15 protein-coding genes are annotated in these 17,139 nt (G+C 58.1%); 11 read left to right on the top strand and 4 right to left on the bottom strand.

Annotation, left to right across the window (positions count from 1 at the left end; all coding sequences use genetic code 11):
• The first annotated feature begins 20 nt into the window (after positions 1–20).
• The 3 genes from QN399_RS10515 to QN399_RS10505 all read left to right on the top strand — a co-directional run bounded on the left by QN399_RS10515 (position 21) and on the right by QN399_RS10505 (position 3,243).
• Positions 21–653: a LysE family transporter gene (locus QN399_RS10515; protein WP_322218520.1), complete on the top strand. Its 633-nt coding sequence runs from the start codon at positions 21–23 to the stop codon at positions 651–653.
• Between the two features lie 226 nt (positions 654–879).
• Positions 880–2,775 (top strand): cytochrome c/FTR1 family iron permease, encoded by a 1,896-nt coding sequence (locus QN399_RS10510; RefSeq protein WP_330200913.1) that lies wholly within the window; start codon positions 880–882, stop codon positions 2,773–2,775.
• Between the two features lie 9 nt (positions 2,776–2,784).
• A complete protein-coding gene (locus QN399_RS10505; protein ID WP_322176953.1) occupies positions 2,785–3,243 on the top strand; it encodes a YaiI/YqxD family protein in 459 nt (152 codons plus the stop codon).
• Between the two features lie 24 nt (positions 3,244–3,267).
• On the opposite strand, the gene elbB is transcribed toward QN399_RS10505, so the two are convergent.
• The gene (gene elbB, locus QN399_RS10500; RefSeq protein ID WP_322176952.1) at positions 3,268–3,936 is read right to left on the bottom strand and encodes an isoprenoid biosynthesis glyoxalase ElbB; all 669 of its coding nucleotides are present in this window, start codon (positions 3,934–3,936) and stop codon (positions 3,268–3,270) included.
• 173 nt (positions 3,937–4,109) lie between these two features.
• On the opposite strand from elbB, the gene QN399_RS10495 reads away from it, so the two are divergent.
• On the top strand, positions 4,110–5,348 hold the full coding sequence (locus tag QN399_RS10495) for a sterol desaturase family protein (RefSeq protein ID WP_322176951.1): 1,239 nt from the start codon (positions 4,110–4,112) through the stop codon (positions 5,346–5,348).
• On the opposite strand, the gene QN399_RS10490 is transcribed toward QN399_RS10495, so the two are convergent.
• Positions 5,326–5,946, bottom strand: a complete 621-nt coding sequence (locus QN399_RS10490) for a DedA family protein (RefSeq protein WP_322176950.1) — start codon at positions 5,944–5,946, stop codon at positions 5,326–5,328. The genes QN399_RS10495 and QN399_RS10490 overlap by 23 nt on opposite strands.
• A gap of 207 nt (positions 5,947–6,153) precedes the next feature.
• Between QN399_RS10490 and hemB the strand changes: the two genes are divergently transcribed.
• The gene (gene hemB, locus QN399_RS10485) at positions 6,154–7,164 is read left to right on the top strand and encodes a porphobilinogen synthase (RefSeq protein ID WP_322176949.1); all 1,011 of its coding nucleotides are present in this window, start codon (positions 6,154–6,156) and stop codon (positions 7,162–7,164) included.
• Positions 7,165–7,182: 18 nt separating this feature from the next.
• Positions 7,183–9,396: a polyphosphate kinase 1 gene (ppk1, locus tag QN399_RS10480; RefSeq protein ID WP_322176948.1), complete on the top strand. Its 2,214-nt coding sequence runs from the start codon at positions 7,183–7,185 to the stop codon at positions 9,394–9,396.
• On the opposite strand, the gene ppx is transcribed toward ppk1, so the two are convergent.
• Positions 9,383–10,885, bottom strand: coding sequence for an exopolyphosphatase (ppx, locus tag QN399_RS10475; protein WP_322176947.1), 1,503 nt, complete (start codon positions 10,883–10,885; stop codon positions 9,383–9,385). The two genes, ppk1 and ppx, sit on opposite strands and share 14 nt — an antisense overlap.
• 292 nt (positions 10,886–11,177) lie before the next feature.
• On the opposite strand from ppx, the gene trxA reads away from it, so the two are divergent.
• From trxA to QN399_RS10455, 4 genes are all read left to right on the top strand, one after another.
• Positions 11,178–11,507 carry a thioredoxin TrxA gene (trxA, locus tag QN399_RS10470; protein ID WP_219062988.1) on the top strand — a complete coding sequence of 110 codons (330 nt, stop codon included), beginning with the start codon at positions 11,178–11,180 and terminating at the stop codon, positions 11,505–11,507.
• Positions 11,508–11,736: 229 nt separating this feature from the next.
• The gene (gene rho, locus QN399_RS10465; protein WP_219062987.1) at positions 11,737–12,996 is read left to right on the top strand and encodes a transcription termination factor Rho; all 1,260 of its coding nucleotides are present in this window, start codon (positions 11,737–11,739) and stop codon (positions 12,994–12,996) included.
• Between the two features lie 152 nt (positions 12,997–13,148).
• Complete coding sequence (ubiD, locus tag QN399_RS10460) at positions 13,149–14,615, top strand: 4-hydroxy-3-polyprenylbenzoate decarboxylase (protein WP_322176946.1); 1,467 nt, start codon at positions 13,149–13,151, stop codon at positions 14,613–14,615.
• Positions 14,615–15,583 carry a CDP-6-deoxy-delta-3,4-glucoseen reductase gene (locus QN399_RS10455; RefSeq protein ID WP_322176945.1) on the top strand — a complete coding sequence of 323 codons (969 nt, stop codon included), beginning with the start codon at positions 14,615–14,617 and terminating at the stop codon, positions 15,581–15,583. Before ubiD ends, QN399_RS10455 begins: the two co-directional genes overlap by 1 nt.
• Positions 15,584–15,601: 18 nt before the next feature.
• Here the strand turns inward: QN399_RS10455 and QN399_RS10450 are convergent, their stop codons facing one another.
• The gene (locus tag QN399_RS10450) at positions 15,602–16,090 is read right to left on the bottom strand and encodes a sn-glycerol-3-phosphate transporter (protein ID WP_322176944.1); all 489 of its coding nucleotides are present in this window, start codon (positions 16,088–16,090) and stop codon (positions 15,602–15,604) included.
• 399 nt (positions 16,091–16,489) lie between these two features.
• Here QN399_RS10450 and QN399_RS10445 point away from each other — a divergent pair, with 399 nt between their 5' ends.
• Positions 16,490–17,137: a gamma-glutamylcyclotransferase gene (locus QN399_RS10445; RefSeq protein ID WP_322278476.1), complete on the top strand. Its 648-nt coding sequence runs from the start codon at positions 16,490–16,492 to the stop codon at positions 17,135–17,137.
• Positions 17,138–17,139 lie beyond the last annotated feature (2 nt).

The raw sequence follows: 17,139 nt of genomic DNA, 5'->3' as shown, positions 1-17,139 counted from the left end.
GGTCTTGCCTGAGGTGTGTGATGTTGCTTGAAACGTGGCTGGCATTTTTTGCCGCCTGCTGGGTTATCAGCCTGTCTCCAGGGGCCGGCGCTATCGCGTCCATGTCGTGCGGGTTGCAATACGGTTTCTGGCGCGGTTACTGGAACGTGCTGGGCCTGCAATTGGCGCTGGTGTTGCAGATTGCGATTGTTGCGGCGGGTGTGGGTGCAGTCCTTGCAGCGTCCGCACTGGCCTTCAGCCTGATCAAATGGTTTGGCGTACTCTATCTGGTCTATCTGGCCATCAAACAATGGCGCGCGCTGCCCAGCGACATGGCCGATGACGCCGCCGTACGCCCGATTGGTCGGCCCTTGAGCTTGGTCATGCGCGGCTTTCTGGTGAATATCAGCAACCCCAAGGCCCTGGTGTTCATGCTGGCGATCCTGCCGCAATTCATCGACCCGCATCAGCCGCTCCTCGCCCAATACCTGATCATCTGCGCCACTATGGTTGCGGTCGACCTGACGGTGATGGCCGGTTATACCGGGCTGGCTTCGCGAGTGCTGCGCCTGCTGCGCACGCCTAAGCAGCAGCGCCGGATGAACCGGACCTTTGCTGGATTGTTCGTCGGTGCAGCGGCATTTCTGGCCACGATCCATCGCGGTACCGCTTGATTCAAATCGTCGATGCCCGACTTGCCGTCATCGAGAATGAATTCGCTCCTGCAGAGATTGCGCGTTGGGCGCGCGCAGTCTCGTTCGCGAACAGACCATCGCACCCACAGACATGCTCAGGAGGCTGTGCGGCGCGGTGTCGCACCGTCCATCCCAAACGCAGCTGCATGCGAACGAGAAATATTGATACAATGTAATACAACGCATTCTTATTTGGGATTCCTTGATGTCTTTCCCCTCCCGTTTTTGGGCTTGGCTGATGCTGCCCGTGTTTGTCCTGTGCAGCTTCGAGTTGCTGGCTAACCCTGTTGATGGCGCCGCTCAGGCGTTACACATGCTGGGTTATATAGGTGCGGACTATCCCGCGACCGTTGCTGATGGAAAGGTCATCGATGAATCTGAATACCGCGAACAGTTGGAATTTCTGACCGTCTTGCAGGGTTTGATTGTCACGTTGCCTGCCCGTGCGGAGCGCACGGAGCTGGAGCAGGGCGTTGGCAGCTTGCGCGAGGCCGTGAGCGAGCATCAAGAGGGCGCGGCTGTAGCGCGCCAGGCTCGACTACTGGCGGCGAAGCTGGCGGTGACGTACGAAGTCAGCCAAGCCCCGGCAATCACCCCCGATCCTGCCCGCGGTGCGCCGTTATACGCCCAGCATTGTTCGGTGTGCCATGGTGACGCCGGGGCGGGTGATGGTCCGGCCGGGATTGGTTTGACGCCGCCGCCCGCCAATCTGCGTAACAAGGCCCGACTCGACCACTTAAGTCTGTATGACGTTTACAACACGCTGGGCCTGGGCGTGCAAGGCACGGACATGCCCGCGTTCGCCGACCAACTGGACGACCGTCAGCGTTGGGACGTGGCGACCTATATCGCCAGTTTCACGGCTGATCCCGCTGCGGCCAAAGGCCCGGTATTCAGTTTGGCCGATCTGGCCCGGCAAACGCCGGCAGAAGTGAGTGCGGCTCAAGGTGTTGAGGTTGCCGCGACCTTCCGTGCCCAGCGCGCCCAGCCACCGCAAGCACAACGTGGGCCGGGGCAACTGCTCGAATACACCCGCATGACGCTGGACAGGAGCCTGGCGGCGTACCGTGCAGGCGATCACGAGCAAGCGTATGACCTGTCGGTCGCGGCCTATCTGGAAGGGTTTGAGCTGGTTGAAAGCTCGCTGGACAACGTCGACCCCAACGTTCGCAAGGCCACTGAAAAATCCCTGATGGCTTACCGTCAGTCGTTGCAGGATGGCCTGCCGGTAGCGCAGGCAGCGCAGAAGCTGGAAGCGGCTAAAGCCCTGCTCAAACAATCGGCGGATCTGCTCGGCAGCGATGGCCTGAGTCTGTCGCTGAGCTATATCTCGGGTCTGCTGATTCTGCTGCGCGAAGGTCTGGAAGCGATTCTGGTGCTGGCGGCGATTCTGGCGTTCCTGCGCAACACTGGCCAGGAGTCGGCGGTACGCAGCGTCAACATGGGTTGGGGGCTGGCCCTGCTCGCGGGTCTCGCGACGTGGGCGGTGGCCGCGTATGTGATTGATGTCAGCGGCGCTCAGCGTGAATTGCTTGAAGGTGCCACGGCATTGTTTGCCAGCGTCATGGTGTTGTGGCTCGGGGTATGGATGCATGACCGCCGTCATGCCGCCGCCTGGCAGGATTACATCAAGAGCAGCCTGGTGGGCGGTGGTGGCCGTTTTGGCTTCGCAATCCTTGCCTTCTTCTCGGTCTATCGCGAGTTGTTCGAGGTCATCCTGTTCTACGAAACCCTGTGGCTGCAGGCCGGTCCAGCGGGTCATAACGCCGTGCTGGCTGGCGGCGCGACGGCGCTGGTGTTGTTGGTCGGTCTGGCTTGGGTGATTTTGCGCGGTTCGGCCAAGCTGCCACTGGCGCTGTTTTTCAGCATCAACGCAGGGCTGCTGTGCGGGTTGTCGGTGGTGTTTGCCGGGCATGGTGTCAAGGCGTTGCAAGAGGCTGGAGTCTTCGGCACGCGTCCGGTGCCGTTCTTCGAGTTCGATTGGCTGGGTATTCATGCCGACGCGTACTCGCTGTCAGCACAGGCAGTTGCCTTGTTAGCGATTGCCGTGTTGTATGGCCGTAGCCGTTTGGCTGAGAAACGCCGCATTCTGGCGGTCTAGGAAAACTGTATGCGCGTCTGGATCGATGCCGACGCTTGCCCCCGGGCAGCTAAAGACCAAGTCATCAAGTTCGCTTTGAAGCGTCATTTCGAGGTATTGCTGGTGGCTGGGCAAAGCCAGGTCAAACCGACGTACGCGTGCGTCAAATTGATCGTGGTGCCCAGCGGGCCAGACGCGGCGGATGATTACCTGGTCGAGCATGCCGTGCCGGGCGAACTGGTGATTTGCAGCGATGTGCCGTTGGCGGATCGGCTGATCAAAAAAAGCGTTGCGGCACTCGACCCTCGGGGCCGCGAGTTCGACCCGCAGAACATGGGGGATCGTCTGGCGGTGCGAAACCTGTTCACTGACCTGCGTGATCAGGGCCAGATGAGCGGTGGCCCAGCGCCCCATGGCGACCGTGAAAAACAAGCGTTCGCCAATGCGCTGGACAGGATTCTGACGCGGCTGGCGCGGGAATACCCTTAAGTCAGGATTGGGCGATGTTCACCGTTAATCGTCGTTTTCCTGCGTCAACTCAATCACCCGATCCACCAGTTTGTTGATCCCGGCCGCCGATTCGCTGATCGACTGGGCGGTCATGTAGGCCGGGGTGCTGACCAGTTTGCGTGCGGTGTCCTCGACAATCTCGTCGACTGCGCACTCTTTGTGGATGCCGCCCATTTTGCAGATGGCCTTGGCGGTGTCCGGGTCGTTGCCGATGGTGCAGGTTACGCCCGGCCCATAGATTTTCGCGGCCAACGCGGGGGAAATGCAGATCAACCCTATGGGTTTCCCTGATTCGGCAAAGGCTTCGGCCAGCGTCAGAAGCTCAGGCTGCAGGCTGCAATGGACGCCTTCGAAGGCGAAATTGGACAGGTTTTTCGCCACGCCAAATCCACCCGGCATGATCAGCGCATCAAAATCCTCTGCATTGGCCTCGCGAATATCCTTGATCGCGCCACGGGCAATACGTGCAGACTCGATCAGGACGTTGCGCGACTCGGACATTTTTTCGCCGGTCAGATGGTTGATCACATCGTGTTGCGCAATATCAGGGGCAAAACATTGAACCTCGACGCCGCGTTGGTCCAGGCGCAGCAGGGTGAGGACGCTCTCATGGATCTCCGCTCCGTCCTGGACGCCGCAGCCGGAAAGAATCACTGCCACTCTCTTTTGCATCGCGTTTTTGCTCCTGTTCATGGCGCTGAATCGGCTGATTCGCACGCTGGCCGTTTCTTTAAAGGCTGTGACAAGAATGTCGTTAAATGTCCACTAATTTGTCATTCGCTGCCATAGGGTTTTGGCCAATCCGGGCCTAATCTTTGGCAAGAGGCCTCCTGAGTGGCAACCCCATGAATTTGATTCTGTATGCCGTGCCGTTCTTCTTTGTGCTGATTGCCGTGGAGCTGTTGGCTGATCGTTGGCGCAAGGTTAATACGTATCGCTTGTCCGATTCGATCAACAGCCTGAGCACGGGCGTGCTGTCGACTACCAGCGGCTTGCTGACCAAGGGCGTCGGCGTGCTGACCTACGCGTTTGCCCTTGAGCATCTGTCGCTGCAGCAGCTTTCGCCCGACAGCCCATGGGTGTGGGTGTTTGCGTTCGTGCTCTATGACTTCTGTTACTACTGGCTGCACCGCATGGGGCACGAGCGCAACGTATTGTGGGCGGCGCATTCAGTCCATCACCAGAGTGAGGAGTACAACCTCTCCACGGCTCTGCGTCAGACCAGTACCGGCTTTCTGCTCAGTTGGATTTTCTACCTGCCGATGGCAGTGCTGGGCGTGCCCTTGCTGGTGTTCGTCAGCGTCGCGGCGCTCAATTTGTTGTATCAGTTCTGGGTGCACACCCGCCACATTCCCAAGCTGGGCTGGTTCGAATGGGTGTTCGTGACCCCGTCCAATCATCGTGTTCACCATGCGCAGAACCCTGTTTACATGGATCGCAACTACGGCGGAGTGTTCATTGTCTGGGACAGATTATTGGGTTCTTTCCAGGAAGAGCTGGACAGTGATCCAACGATTTTCGGTGTCACCACGCCACTGGCGAGCTGGAATCCATTATGGGCAAACGTGCAGTTTTACGCCCAACTTGCCGCCGACGCACGGCGTACCGAGAGCCTGTGGGATGCGCTGCGGATCTGGTTTATGCGCACCGGCTGGCGCCCGGCGGATGTCGCGACCAAGTACCCGCTGGGCAAGGCAGACCTGAGCCAGTTTCGCAAATTCGAGGTGCCGTTAAGCCGTTCGCAGCAGGTCTACATCGCCGCGCAGTTCGCTATCCATGCTGCGTTGGGCAGCTACCTGATGGGGGTGGGCGACAGCTTGGCCCCGCCGGCACTGGTGCTCGGCTGGGTCTGGGTCACGCTTGGTTTGTTTGTGCTCGGCGTGGCGCTGGAGAACCGGCCTGGGGCGATCAAGCTGGAGTGCGCCCGTCTGGTGCTGAACGTGCCGTTAATGGGGCTTGCGCAGGCGCTGGGGCTTTGGGCCGTGAGTCCGCTGGGCTGGGTGACCTTGCTGACTTACGTGCTGCTGAGCGCAATGGGGCTGTATTGCGCTCGCGGACATTTCATTCGTTTGGCTGACTCTTGACGTCAACGGTGACGACTTTGGCGGACGTCATTTCCAGCTCTTTGGCAATGCGTGCGGCTTTGATTCGTCTACGTAGCCACAGAACGCCGCCAAGCAATAGCAGGGCGCCCAGCACCCAAAGCTCATATTTTTTGACGTTACCCAGCAGACCTTCGAGTAGTGCGCCAAAGTGATAAGCGGCCGCACCCAGTGCCGCGGCCCAGACACCGGCACCCAGGCCATTGAGCAGCAGGTAGCGCCCAGGCGGATAACCGGACAGGCCAATCGCCACCGGCATCACGGTACGCAGCCCATAGACGAAGCGAAAACTCAGCACCCAGATATCCGGGTGTTTGCGAATTTGCTCCAGGGCCTTGTCACCCAATAACTGCCAGCGCGGTTTGCGTGCCAGCAACTTGCGGCCGTGCTTACGCCCCAGGAAATACCAAAGCTGATCACCGGCGTAGCTTCCAAGGAAGGCCACGACCACGACCATGTTGATATCCATGTAACCTCGGAACGCAAGAAAGCCGGCGAGGACAAGGATCGTCTCACCTTCAAAAAAGGTTCCAAGGAAAAGGGCAAAGTAGCCAAAGTCCTGCAAAAATTGTTGGAGCATTGTCTGGGTGCTGGCGAAATGAACGCGCAGCCTAACGCTTAGAAGACATTCAGGAAAGTGTGGATATGTGTCTCGACGTGAAGAATTCCTACGGAGACAATGGTTGCGTCCTACCGTCGCACGTTGCGCATAGATGTCATACATTGGTCATAATGGTGGCTTATAACTGTCACGCTTGCCCGCCTGCGCGGGCTATGGAGTCTTGCCGTGAGCTTTACCCCCGCCAACCGCTTGTTTCCTCTTACCCGTTTGCGCCGTAATCGTCGTGATGATTTCTCCCGTCGCCTGGTCCGTGAAAACGTATTGACCGTCGACGACCTGATCCTTCCGGTTTTTGTTCTCGATGGTGAAAACCGTCGTGAAACGATTTCGTCGATGCCGGGCGTTGAGCGTCTGAGCATCGACTTGTTGTTGCAGGAAGCTGAGCAGTGGGTGGCGCTGGGCATTCCGGCGTTGGCGTTGTTTCCGGTGACCGCACCCGAGAAAAAATCCCTTGATGGTGCTGAAGCCTGGAACCCTGAGGGGATTGCTCAGCGAGCCACTCGCGCGCTGCGTGATCGTTTCCCTGAGTTGGGTGTGATTACCGACGTTGCCCTCGATCCGTTTACCACGCACGGTCAAGATGGCATTCTCGACGCAGATGGCTATGTGCAGAACGACATCACCGTCGATGCGCTGGTTAAACAAGCGCTGTCCCATGCGGCTGCCGGCGCGCAAGTAGTTGCGCCTTCTGACATGATGGACGGTCGCATTCAGGCGATCCGCGAAGCCCTTGAGCTTGCCGATCACGTGAATGTGCGGATCATGGCGTACTCGGCGAAATATGCCAGCGCCTACTACGGGCCGTTCCGCGATGCGGTAGGGTCGGCGCTGAACCTGGGTAAAGCCAACAAGGCGTCCTATCAAATGGACCCGGCCAACAGCAACGAGGCGCTGCACGAAGTCGCGGCCGACTTGTCTGAAGGGGCTGATATGGTGATGGTCAAGCCGGGTATGCCGTACCTGGACATCCTGTACCGGGTCAAAGACGAATTCAAGGTACCGACCTTCGTCTATCAGGTCAGCGGTGAGTACGCGATGCACATGGCCGCGATCCAGAATGGCTGGTTGAGTGAGGGTGTGATTCTTGAGTCCCTTACCGCTTTTAAACGTGCAGGTGCTGACGGCATTCTTACTTATTTCGCCGTTCGTGCTGCTCAACTGTTAAAAGGGCAATAGTCCCTATCAGGAACACCCATGAATACCGAAGGACTCACCGAAGCAGCTGTTCAGATCGCCGTCCAGGAGGCTCAGCCGGTGGTTGAGCCAAGCATCGAAGTGCTGCCCGTCCCTGAAGTGCTACCCGTACCGGTGGCACAGGCCATCGTCATCCCGAACCTGGACGACAGCAGCCTGTACATCCATCGCGAGCTGTCGCAATTGCAGTTCAATATTCGGGTACTGGAACAGGCGCTGGACGAGTCTTATCCATTACTGGAGCGGCTGAAGTTTCTGTTGATCTTCTCCAGTAACCTTGATGAGTTCTTCGAAATTCGTGTTGCCGGCCTGAAGAAGCAGATCACTTTCGCTCGAGAACAGGCGGGCGCAGACGGTTTGCAGCCCCATCAGGCGCTGGCACGGATCAGCGAGCTGGTGCATGGTCATGTTGATCGCCAATACGCGATCCTCAACGACATTTTGCTGCCCGAGCTGGAAAAACATCAGGTTCGCTTCATTCGTCGTCGTTACTGGACGGCGAAGCTCAAGGCTTGGGTTCGTCGCTATTTCCGTGACGAAATTGCGCCGATCATCACCCCGATCGGGCTCGACCCAACGCACCCGTTTCCGTTGCTGGTGAACAAGAGCCTGAACTTTATCGTCGAGCTGGAAGGCGTTGACGCCTTCGGTCGCGACTCAGGGCTGGCGATCATCCCGGCACCGCGTCTGTTGCCGCGAATCATCAAGGTTCCGGAAGAGATCGGTGGGACAGGGGACAATTATGTATTCCTGTCATCGATGATCCACGCTCACGCCGATGACCTGTTCCAGGGCATGAAGGTCAAGGGCTGCTACCAGTTCCGTTTGACCCGAAACGCCGACCTGGCGGTCGATACCGAGGACGTCGAAGACTTGGCCCGTGCTCTGCGTGGCGAACTTTTTTCGCGTCGTTATGGCGATGCAGTGCGCCTGGAAGTCGCTGATACATGCCCGAAACACCTGTCCGACTACTTGCTCAAACAGTTCAACCTGAGCGACACCGAACTGTATCGCGTCAACGGTCCGGTCAACCTCACGCGTCTGTTCAGTATCACCAGCCTGGACAGCCATCCTGAGCTTCAGTACACGCCGTTCACTCCAGCGATCCCCAAGCTGTTGCAGAACAGCGAGAACATTTTCAACGTGATCAGCAAGCAGGACATTCTGCTGCTGCACCCGTTCGAGTCCTTCACCCCCGTGGTGGACCTGCTGCGTCAGGCAGCGAAAGACCCGCATGTGTTGGCGGTCCGGCAGACCCTGTACCGCAGCGGCGCCAACTCGGAAATCGTCGATGCGCTGGTCGATGCTGCGCGTAACGGCAAAGAAGTTACGGTCGTGATCGAGTTGCGTGCGCGTTTCGATGAAGAATCCAACCTGCAACTGGCCAGCCGTCTGCAAGCGGCCGGTGCGGTGGTGATTTATGGTGTGGTCGGCTTCAAAACGCACGCCAAGATGATGCTGATCCTGCGCCGTGAAGCCGGTGAAATCGTCCGTTATGCGCACTTGGGGACGGGTAACTACCACGCCGGCAATGCTCGCCTGTATACCGACTACAGCCTGCTGACCTCCGATGACGCCTTGTGCGAGGACGTCGGCAAGTTGTTCAGTCAGTTGATCGGCATGGGTAAAACGTTGCGCATGAAGAAGCTGCTGCATGCGCCGTTCACCCTGAAAAAAGGCATGCTCGACATGATTGCCCGCGAGACGCAGTTCGCGCTCGATGGCAAGCCGGCGCACATCATCGCCAAGTTCAACTCATTGACTGATCCGAAGATCATTCGCGCGTTGTACAAGGCCAGTCAGTCTGGCGTGCGTATCGATTTGGTGGTGCGGGGCATGTGCTGCCTGCGTCCTGGAATTGCCGGCGTTTCGCACAACATCTATGTGCGCTCGATCATCGGTCGCTTCCTGGAGCACACGCGGGTCTTCTACTTCCTCAATGGCGGTGAAGAGCAGATGTACCTGTCCAGCGCTGACTGGATGGAGCGCAACCTCGACAAGCGGGTCGAGACTTGCTTCCCGGTGGAAGGCAAAAAGTTGATCCTGCGGGTCAAGAGGGAGCTGGAAAGTTACCTGACCGACAACACCCATGCCTGGATCCTGCACTCGGACGGTCGTTACGTCCGCAGCACGCCAACCGGCAACCAGAACCCACGCAGCGCCCAGGCCACTCTGCTTGAGCGCCTGAGCAACCCGGTCCTCAGCGTACGCTGAAGACGATACCGACTCGGGTCAACCACTCCGCTTCTTGCGCGAAGTCGGCCTGAGTCAGTTGGTTGTTTTCCAGCCAGTTGTCCGGGAACAGCGCGTCCAGGTTCTGACCGTTCGCGTGCAAGGTCACTTGCGGCATCTCTTGGGTGCCACGAATGTGATGGAACAGGATCGCAAAGCGCAGCAACACGCACAGGCGAATCAGCTTGATGCCTTCATCGCCGAACTCGGCGAACTTGTCCTTGGGAATATTGCGGCGGTGGCCACGCACCAGCAGGGCCAGCATGAGCTGATCTTCGCGGGAGAAACCGGCCAGGTCAGAGTGTTCGATCAGGTACGCGCCGTGCTTGTGGTAGTGATAGTGGGCGATGTCCAGCCCCACTTCATGCACCTTGGCGGCCCAGCTCAACAGCTCGCTGTACAGATCGTCTTCCAGGTCCCAGGCCGCAGCGACCTGCTCAAGGGCGTGCAGGGCTTTGTGCTCGACACGGGCGGCCTGTTCAAGGTCAACGTGGTAACGCTCCATCAGCGAGCTGAGGGTGCGTTCACGGACGTCTTCATGATGGTAGCGGCCCATCAGGTCGTAGAGCACACCTTCACGTAGGGCGCCTTCGCAGTGATCCATGCGGCTGAGTTCCAGCGCATCGAAAATCGCCTCGAGAATCGCCAGACCTGCCGGGAAAATCGCCCGGCGGTCAGGCTTGATGCCTTCAAAGTCGATTTTCTCGACATCGCCGAGTTTGAACATCTTGCGTTTGAGCCAGGACAGCCCTTCGGCGTTGACTTCACCCGTGCCATGTCCGCCGGCTTTGAGTGCCAGGCCAATGGCGCGGATGGTCCCAGACGAACCGATGGCTTCATCCCAGCTCAGGCGATGCAGCGCGTGTTCGATGCTCATGATTTCCAGACGCGCCGCCGTATAGGCCTGTGCATAACGGGCCGGGGTGATCTTGCCGTCACGGAAATAGCGTTGGGTGTAGCTGACGCAGCCCATCTGCAGGCTTTCGCGCAGCAGCGGTTCGAAGCGCTGGCCGATGATGAATTCGGTACTGCCGCCACCAATGTCGGCCACCAGGCGTTTGCCAGGCGTATCGGCCAGCGTATGGGACACGCCAAGGTAAATCAGGCGGGCTTCTTCGCGGCCGGAGATCACTTCCACGGGATGACCAAGAATCTCTTCGGCGCGGCGGATGAACTCGATGCGGTTGCGTGCTTCACGCAGGGCATTGGTGCCCACGATCCGCACCGAGCCAGGCTCCATGCCGTTGATCAGTTGGGCAAAGCGCTTGAGGCAATCGAGCCCGCGCTGCATGGATTCTTCAGTGAGCAGGCGCTCTTCAGTGATCCCGGCCGCCAGCTGAACCTTCTCGCCCAGCCGCTCCAGTATCCGGATTTCGCCAAGATTGGCTTTGGCCACGACCATATGAAAGCTGTTTGAGCCCAGGTCGATGGCGGCTATCAAAGAAAGATTCTTGGGTGGGGACTGCAGCATGATCAATGGTCTCGGTCGATAACCCGGCCATCGTGCCACGATCCACCTCTGGCGCCAACGCGAAGCGTCGCGTCAAGCCACCCGAGTCAGGCCATTCGCGAATAAATTCGCTTCTCTCCGCTCAGTTGCGTGCGGAAGGCCAAGGATTGGAGCCCGATTGAGGTGAGATGCTCATCGCCATAACCAGGCTCATGCATCGTCATAGCGAGACTCAATCACCCCTGACTTCCTGAATGCGGCCAGTCCCGCTATGATGAGCGACGTTTTTAGCCTACGACCTCGGAGACTTTCCATGAGTAGCGACCTTATCAAACACGTCAGCGATGCCAGCTTCGACGCCGATGTCCTCCAGGCTGCCGGTCCTGTACTTGTTGATTACTGGGCGGAGTGGTGTGGCCCTTGCAAGATGATTGCCCCTGTTTTGGACGAGATCGCCGAGACTTACAAGGGTAAGTTGACCATCGCCAAGCTGAACATCGACGAAAATCAGGAAACGCCAGCCAAGCATGGCGTGCGCGGTATCCCGACACTGATGCTGTTCAAGAACGGCAACGTAGAGGCCACCAAGGTGGGCGCGCTGTCGAAGTCGCAGTTGATGGCGTTTCTCGACGCAAATATCTGAAACACCAAAAGCCCCGCAGATTGCGGGGCTTTTTCATTGTGCGGGACTAGACGCCCTGAAAGTCAGGTGTTACATTCGGCCCCGCAATGGTTTCTCCGTTGTCCCCTGCTAGCCGTCGCCGACGCTCTCCTTTCGAATTAGTACGCGATCCTGTCGCTTTCTCTGCGGCGCGGCCTCATTAAGCCAAAAGCTTAATTTCCCCTCCCATACATGATTACGTCATTCCTATATGAACCTGACTGAACTCAAGCAAAAGCCGATTACCGATCTGCTCGAAATGGCCGAACAGATGGGCATAGAAAATATGGCCCGTTCGCGCAAGCAGGATGTGATTTTCTCCCTGCTGAAAAAGCACGCCAAAAGCGGCGAGGAAATTTCCGGTGATGGTGTGTTGGAGATTCTCCAGGACGGCTTCGGATTTCTCCGCTCTGCAGACGCTTCCTATCTTGCCGGTCCAGACGATATCTACGTCTCTCCCAGCCAGATCCGCCGTTTCAACCTGCGCACTGGCGACACCATCGTCGGCAAAATCCGTCCACCTAAAGAGGGCGAGCGTTATTTCGCGCTGCTCAAGGTCGACACGATCAACTACGACCGTCCGGAAAACGCGAAGAACAAGATTCTTTTCGAAAACCTGACGCCGTTGTTCCCGACAGTTCGCATGAAGATGGAAATCGGTAACGGTTCCACTGAAGACCTGACTGGCCGGGTGATCGATCTTTGCGCCCCGATCGGTAAAGGTCAGCGCGGTTTGATCGTTGCGCCGCCAAAGGCTGGCAAGACCATCATGCTGCAGAACATCGCGGCGAACATCACACGTAACAATCCGGAAGTGCATCTGATCGTACTGCTGATCGATGAGCGTCCGGAAGAAGTGACCGAAATGCAGCGCACTGTGCGCGGCGAAGTGGTTGCCTCGACATTCGACGAGCCGCCAACCCGGCACGTCCAGGTCGCCGAAATGGTGATCGAGAAGGCCAAGCGTCTGGTCGAGCACAAAAAGGATGTGGTCATCCTGCTGGACTCCATCACCCGTCTGGCTCGCGCCTACAACACCGTGATTCCAAGCTCCGGCAAAGTGCTCACCGGTGGTGTCGATGCTCACGCCCTGGAGAAACCGAAACGTTTTTTCGGTGCTGCACGGAACATCGAAGAAGGCGGCTCGCTGACCATCATCGCCACCGCGCTGGTTGAAACCGGCTCGAAGATGGATGAAGTGATTTACGAAGAATTCAAAGGCACGGGCAACATGGAACTGCCTCTGGATCGCAAAATCGCTGAAAAGCGTGTGTTCCCGGCGATCAACATCAACCGTTCCGGTACCCGCCGCGAAGAGTTGCTGACCGCTGATGACGAGCTGCAACGGATGTGGATTCTGCGCAAATTGCTGCACCCGATGGACGAAGTCGCTGCTATCGAGTTCCTGATCGATAAGCTGAAGCAGACCAAGACCAACGACGAGTTCTTCCTGTCGATGAAGCGTAAATAACAGGTCGGACCGTGTGAAAAGAATGGTGTCCCTCGGGGCACCATTTTTTTTAGCTGAAAATCCCCGTTAAGCGCAGCTATTGCGCGTTGATGAGCTGCCGCCGACCTTCAGAGCAGGTAGGATGTGCGTCTATTTGATGAATGGCCTGGTTAATGAAATTCAAGGATCTGCGGGATTTCGTGCAGCAGCTTGAGCAGCGCGGAGAGTTGAAACGCATTCAGGTGCCTGTCTCGCCGGTGCTTGAGATGACTGAAATTTGCGACCGGACCCTGCGCAACAAAGGTCCGGCTCTGCTCTTCGAAAAGCCCATCGGTTACGACATTCCGGTGCTTGGCAACCTGTTCGGCACGCCTCAGCGCGTGGCGATGGGCATGGGCGCCGAAGCCGTCAGCGAGCTGCGTGAAATCGGCAAGCTGTTGGCGTTCCTCAAGGAACCCGAGCCGCCTAAAGGCCTGAAAGACGCCTGGTCGAAGCTGCCGATCTTCCGAAAAATCATTGCCATGGCGCCTAAAGTCGTCAAAGACGCACCGTGCCAGGAAGTGGTCATCGAAGGCGATGATGTCGATCTCGGGATGCTGCCGGTACAAACCTGCTGGCCGGGCGATGTCGGTCCGCTGATTACGTGGGGACTGACAGTCACCAAGGGTCCGAACAAGGACCGGCAAAATCTCGGTATCTATCGTCAGCAAGTCATTGGCCGTAACAAAGTCATCATGCGCTGGCTCAGCCACCGTGGTGGTGCACTGGACTTCAAGGAGTGGTGCGATAAACACCCTGGCCAGCCGTTCCCGGTGGCGGTGGCGCTGGGTGCAGACCCCGCGACTATTCTCGGTGCCGTCACGCCGGTGCCTGACAGCCTGTCTGAATACGCCTTTGCCGGTTTGCTGCGGGGTAATCGCACCGAGCTGATCAAGTGCCGTGGCAACGACCTGCAAGTGCCTGCCAGTGCGGAAATCGTCCTGGAAGGCGTGATCCATCCCGGCGAAATGGCTGCCGAAGGCCCTTACGGCGACCATACCGGTTACTACAACGAAGTCGACAGCTTCCCGGTGTTCACCGTCCAGCGCATTACCCACCGGATAAAACCGATCTATCACAGCACCTACACCGGGCGGCCACCTGATGAACCGGCGATTCTCGGTGTGGCGTTGAACGAAGTCTTCGTGCCGATTCTGCAAAAGCAGTTCCCGGAGATCACGGACTTTTACTTGCCGCCTGAAGGTTGCTCGTACCGCATGGCCATCGTGACCATGAAGAAACAGTATCCCGGCCACGCCAAGCGCGTAATGCTGGGGGTTTGGTCGTTCCTGCGACAGTTCATGTACACCAAATTCGTTATCGTCACGGATGACGACATCAATGCCCGTGACTGGAACGACGTGGTCTGGGCTATCACCACGCGGATGGACCCCAAGCGTGACACTGTGATGATCGATAACACACCCATCGACTATCTGGACTTCGCGTCGCCGGTGTCCGGATTGGGGTCGAAGATGGGCCTGGACGCAACTCACAAATGGCCGGGAGAGACCACGCGCGAGTGGGGTCGGGTTATCGTCAAGGATGAGGCGGTGACACGCCGGATCGACGATATCTGGAACGAGTTAGGAATAGATTGATGCGCGTAACCTTGCAGCCGTCTGGTGCGGTACTGGAGATGTTGCCCGGCGAAGGGATACTCGACGCCGCGACACGTCTTGGCTATGAATGCCCACAAAGCTGCCGGAATGGTAACTGCCATATTTGTGCCGCGTTGTTGGTGGAAGGCCGCGTATTGCAGGCAGGGGTGACGCTGAATCATGGCGAGATCTACACCTGTCTGGCCGAGCCCCTGGAAGACTGCATCGTGATGTGGGACGGGGTGCTGGCGCGCGGAGAACTGCCGGTGCGCAAACTGGCCTGCCAGGTGAGTGAGTGCGTCGAAGTCGGTGGCGATGTGTGGCGGGTCGGCTTGAGAGCTCCCGCTGGCAAGCCGCCGCGCTATCACGCCGGGCAGTACTTGATGATCGAGCGCGAAAATGGCGAGAAATCAGCCTTTTCCATGGCCTCGGCCCCCCATTGCGGGCGCGATCTGGAGTTGCATGTGCTGGTGCGCGAAGCCAGCGCACAGAGCCTGATCGAACAATTACAGCGTAATCGCATCGTGCACATCGAAATGCCCTACGGCGATACCCATCTCGCTGAATTGCCCGAGGGGCCACTGGTGCTGATTGCCGCGGGTACGGGTATGGCGCAGATGCACAGCCTGATCGAGCATTGCCGTGCCAAGGGTTTCAAACACCCGGTGCACCTGTACTGGGGCGTGCGGCGGCCTGAAGACTTCTATGAGCTGTCCCATTGGGACGAGTGGAAGCAATTGCCTAACCTGCACCTGCATAAAGTGGTCAGTGATTTGTGCGGCTGGGAAGGTCGTTGCGGCATGCTCCATGAAGCCGTGTGCGAAGACATCAGCGATTTGTCGTCGGTGTATGTTTACGGCAGTGGCTCCCCGGCGATGATCTACGCCACCCTCGACGCCTTGGTATCAGCGGGCATGGATGCGCATCAGATGCGTGCCGATGTCTTTGCTTACGCCCCAAGGGCGTAGCAAGTCTGTGCGTAGGCTTTAGAAGCGTACGCCGACGTTGATCATGGTCGCCGAGGTCCCCAGCAGAACCAGTTCGGTGGTGACGGGGCCGAAGTGAACACCCACCGACGGGATGATCGCTGGCGCGATGCCAAAGCGATTCAGAGGGATCTTGTCGCGGTATTCGCCACGATATCCATAAAGCAGCCCGCCCGAGATCTTCACATAGACCGGATAATTGGCGCTCTCATAGCGCTTGCCGATATAGGCGTAGGCCGACTGTTGGTCGAACGAGTTGCGAAAGCTTGCCGCGCCATAGACCAGACCTGAGGCCTCGTTGCGCTCCAGACCAATCAGATGTTGATGGTCATTGTGATCGGAGTCGGAGGAAAAGTGACGGGTGTAGACGCTGGCCTGAACAAGCCAGAAGCCGTCTTTTTTATCTTGCGACTCTTCAGCAGCCTGCGTGCAGGTCGCCGAAATGAACAAAAGCGCGGCCAAGACCGTGCTTTTTCCTGATGTACTCATTATTGCTAACTCTCTCAGCCGGTATTGCCATGAAGCGGCTTTATACGCGGGTCGTATAGGTTGAAAGGGTAAATTGTCCATGATTTGAATAGGAAGTTCCTGTTTTTTCCTCAATGGGAGTAGCTGACAGGTCTTTTTATCTGCTCATTTGAGTGGGTTCAGGCTGGCGGGCCTGGGCGGTGGATTATTTATTGCATAATATTTTCAGACGTGTGGGCGCTGCAACGTGACGGGCAAGCCTCCGACAAAGTCTGATATTTAAGCGTCTGATGGCGAAGTTGTTGTCGATGCGTTTCCCCGCCCGATGCCAGCGGGGATGTTCTGCGGCGCAAAGGTCGGGTACAACTGGCAGTAGCAGGGCCAGGGGGGAAGGAAATGGGGAATGAATTCAATAGTTTGATGACGGCTGCTCATGCCGGTCTGGAACTCGGTTACCCACCAGTGATTGATCTGGGGCCGCAATTGACCCTCGAACAACTGATGAACTCAATGCAGAACACCATGAAGCTGCATCAGGGTGGCCCTGTCTGGTTGTTCGCCTACGGCTCCTTGATCTGGCGCCCCGAATGCTCCGCCGTGGAGCGGCAGCGCGGTAGGGTGCACGGTTATCATCGTGGTTTGTACCTGTGGTCCCACGAACATCGTGGCACGCCCGAACTTCCCGGCCTGGTGTTTGGCCTGGATCGCGGCGGCTCATGTAGCGGGTTTGCCTACCGCCTGCCCGAAGACTGTCTGCAAGAGTCTTTATTGGCGCTCTGGCAGCGCGAGATGCCTTATCCCTCCTACCGACCCCATTGGCTCAGCTGCCGCCTCGAAGATGGCACTCGGGTCCGCGCATTGGGTTTCGTGCTTGAGCGTCACCTGCCCAGCTACGCCGGCAACCTGCCCGACGCGGTCCTGAGCCAAGTGCTGGCCACGGCCTGCGGCCGCTCCGGCACGACCCGCGACTACGTCGAACAAACCGTCAGCGCCCTGCGCAGCCACGCCATGCCGGATTTGAACCTAGAGGCGCGGCTGAAACGGTGTCAGTCCGCGTCTTGTGTTTGACG

This window comes from Pseudomonas sp. 10C3 (assembly GCF_036346185.1).
Lineage (GTDB): Bacteria > Pseudomonadota > Gammaproteobacteria > Pseudomonadales > Pseudomonadaceae > Aquipseudomonas.
The sequence above is the reverse complement of the archived record's forward strand: the minus strand, read 5'-3'. Positions and strand labels throughout refer to the sequence as shown.

Bases quoted from the DNA above. Each gene is read 5' to 3' on its own strand.
- QN399_RS10515 (WP_322218520.1), top strand. From the start codon at position 21: ATGTTGCTTGAAACGTGGCTGGCATTTTTTGCCGCCTGCTGGGTTATC.
- QN399_RS10510 (WP_330200913.1), top strand. From the start codon at position 880: ATGTCTTTCCCCTCCCGTTTTTGGGCTTGGCTGATGCTGCCCGTGTTT.
- QN399_RS10505 (WP_322176953.1), top strand. From the start codon at position 2,785: ATGCGCGTCTGGATCGATGCCGACGCTTGCCCCCGGGCAGCTAAAGAC.
- elbB (WP_322176952.1), bottom strand. From the start codon at position 3,936: ATGCAAAAGAGAGTGGCAGTGATTCTTTCCGGCTGCGGCGTCCAGGAC.
- QN399_RS10495 (WP_322176951.1), top strand. From the start codon at position 4,110: ATGAATTTGATTCTGTATGCCGTGCCGTTCTTCTTTGTGCTGATTGCC.
- QN399_RS10490 (WP_322176950.1), bottom strand. From the start codon at position 5,946: ATGCTCCAACAATTTTTGCAGGACTTTGGCTACTTTGCCCTTTTCCTT.
- ppk1 (WP_322176948.1), top strand. From the start codon at position 7,183: ATGAATACCGAAGGACTCACCGAAGCAGCTGTTCAGATCGCCGTCCAG.
- ppx (WP_322176947.1), bottom strand. From the start codon at position 10,885: ATGCTGCAGTCCCCACCCAAGAATCTTTCTTTGATAGCCGCCATCGAC.
- trxA (WP_219062988.1), top strand. From the start codon at position 11,178: ATGAGTAGCGACCTTATCAAACACGTCAGCGATGCCAGCTTCGACGCC.
- rho (WP_219062987.1), top strand. From the start codon at position 11,737: ATGAACCTGACTGAACTCAAGCAAAAGCCGATTACCGATCTGCTCGAA.
- ubiD (WP_322176946.1), top strand. From the start codon at position 13,149: ATGAAATTCAAGGATCTGCGGGATTTCGTGCAGCAGCTTGAGCAGCGC.
- QN399_RS10455 (WP_322176945.1), top strand. From the start codon at position 14,615: ATGCGCGTAACCTTGCAGCCGTCTGGTGCGGTACTGGAGATGTTGCCC.
- QN399_RS10450 (WP_322176944.1), bottom strand. From the start codon at position 16,090: ATGAGTACATCAGGAAAAAGCACGGTCTTGGCCGCGCTTTTGTTCATT.
- QN399_RS10445 (WP_322278476.1), top strand. From the start codon at position 16,490: ATGACGGCTGCTCATGCCGGTCTGGAACTCGGTTACCCACCAGTGATT.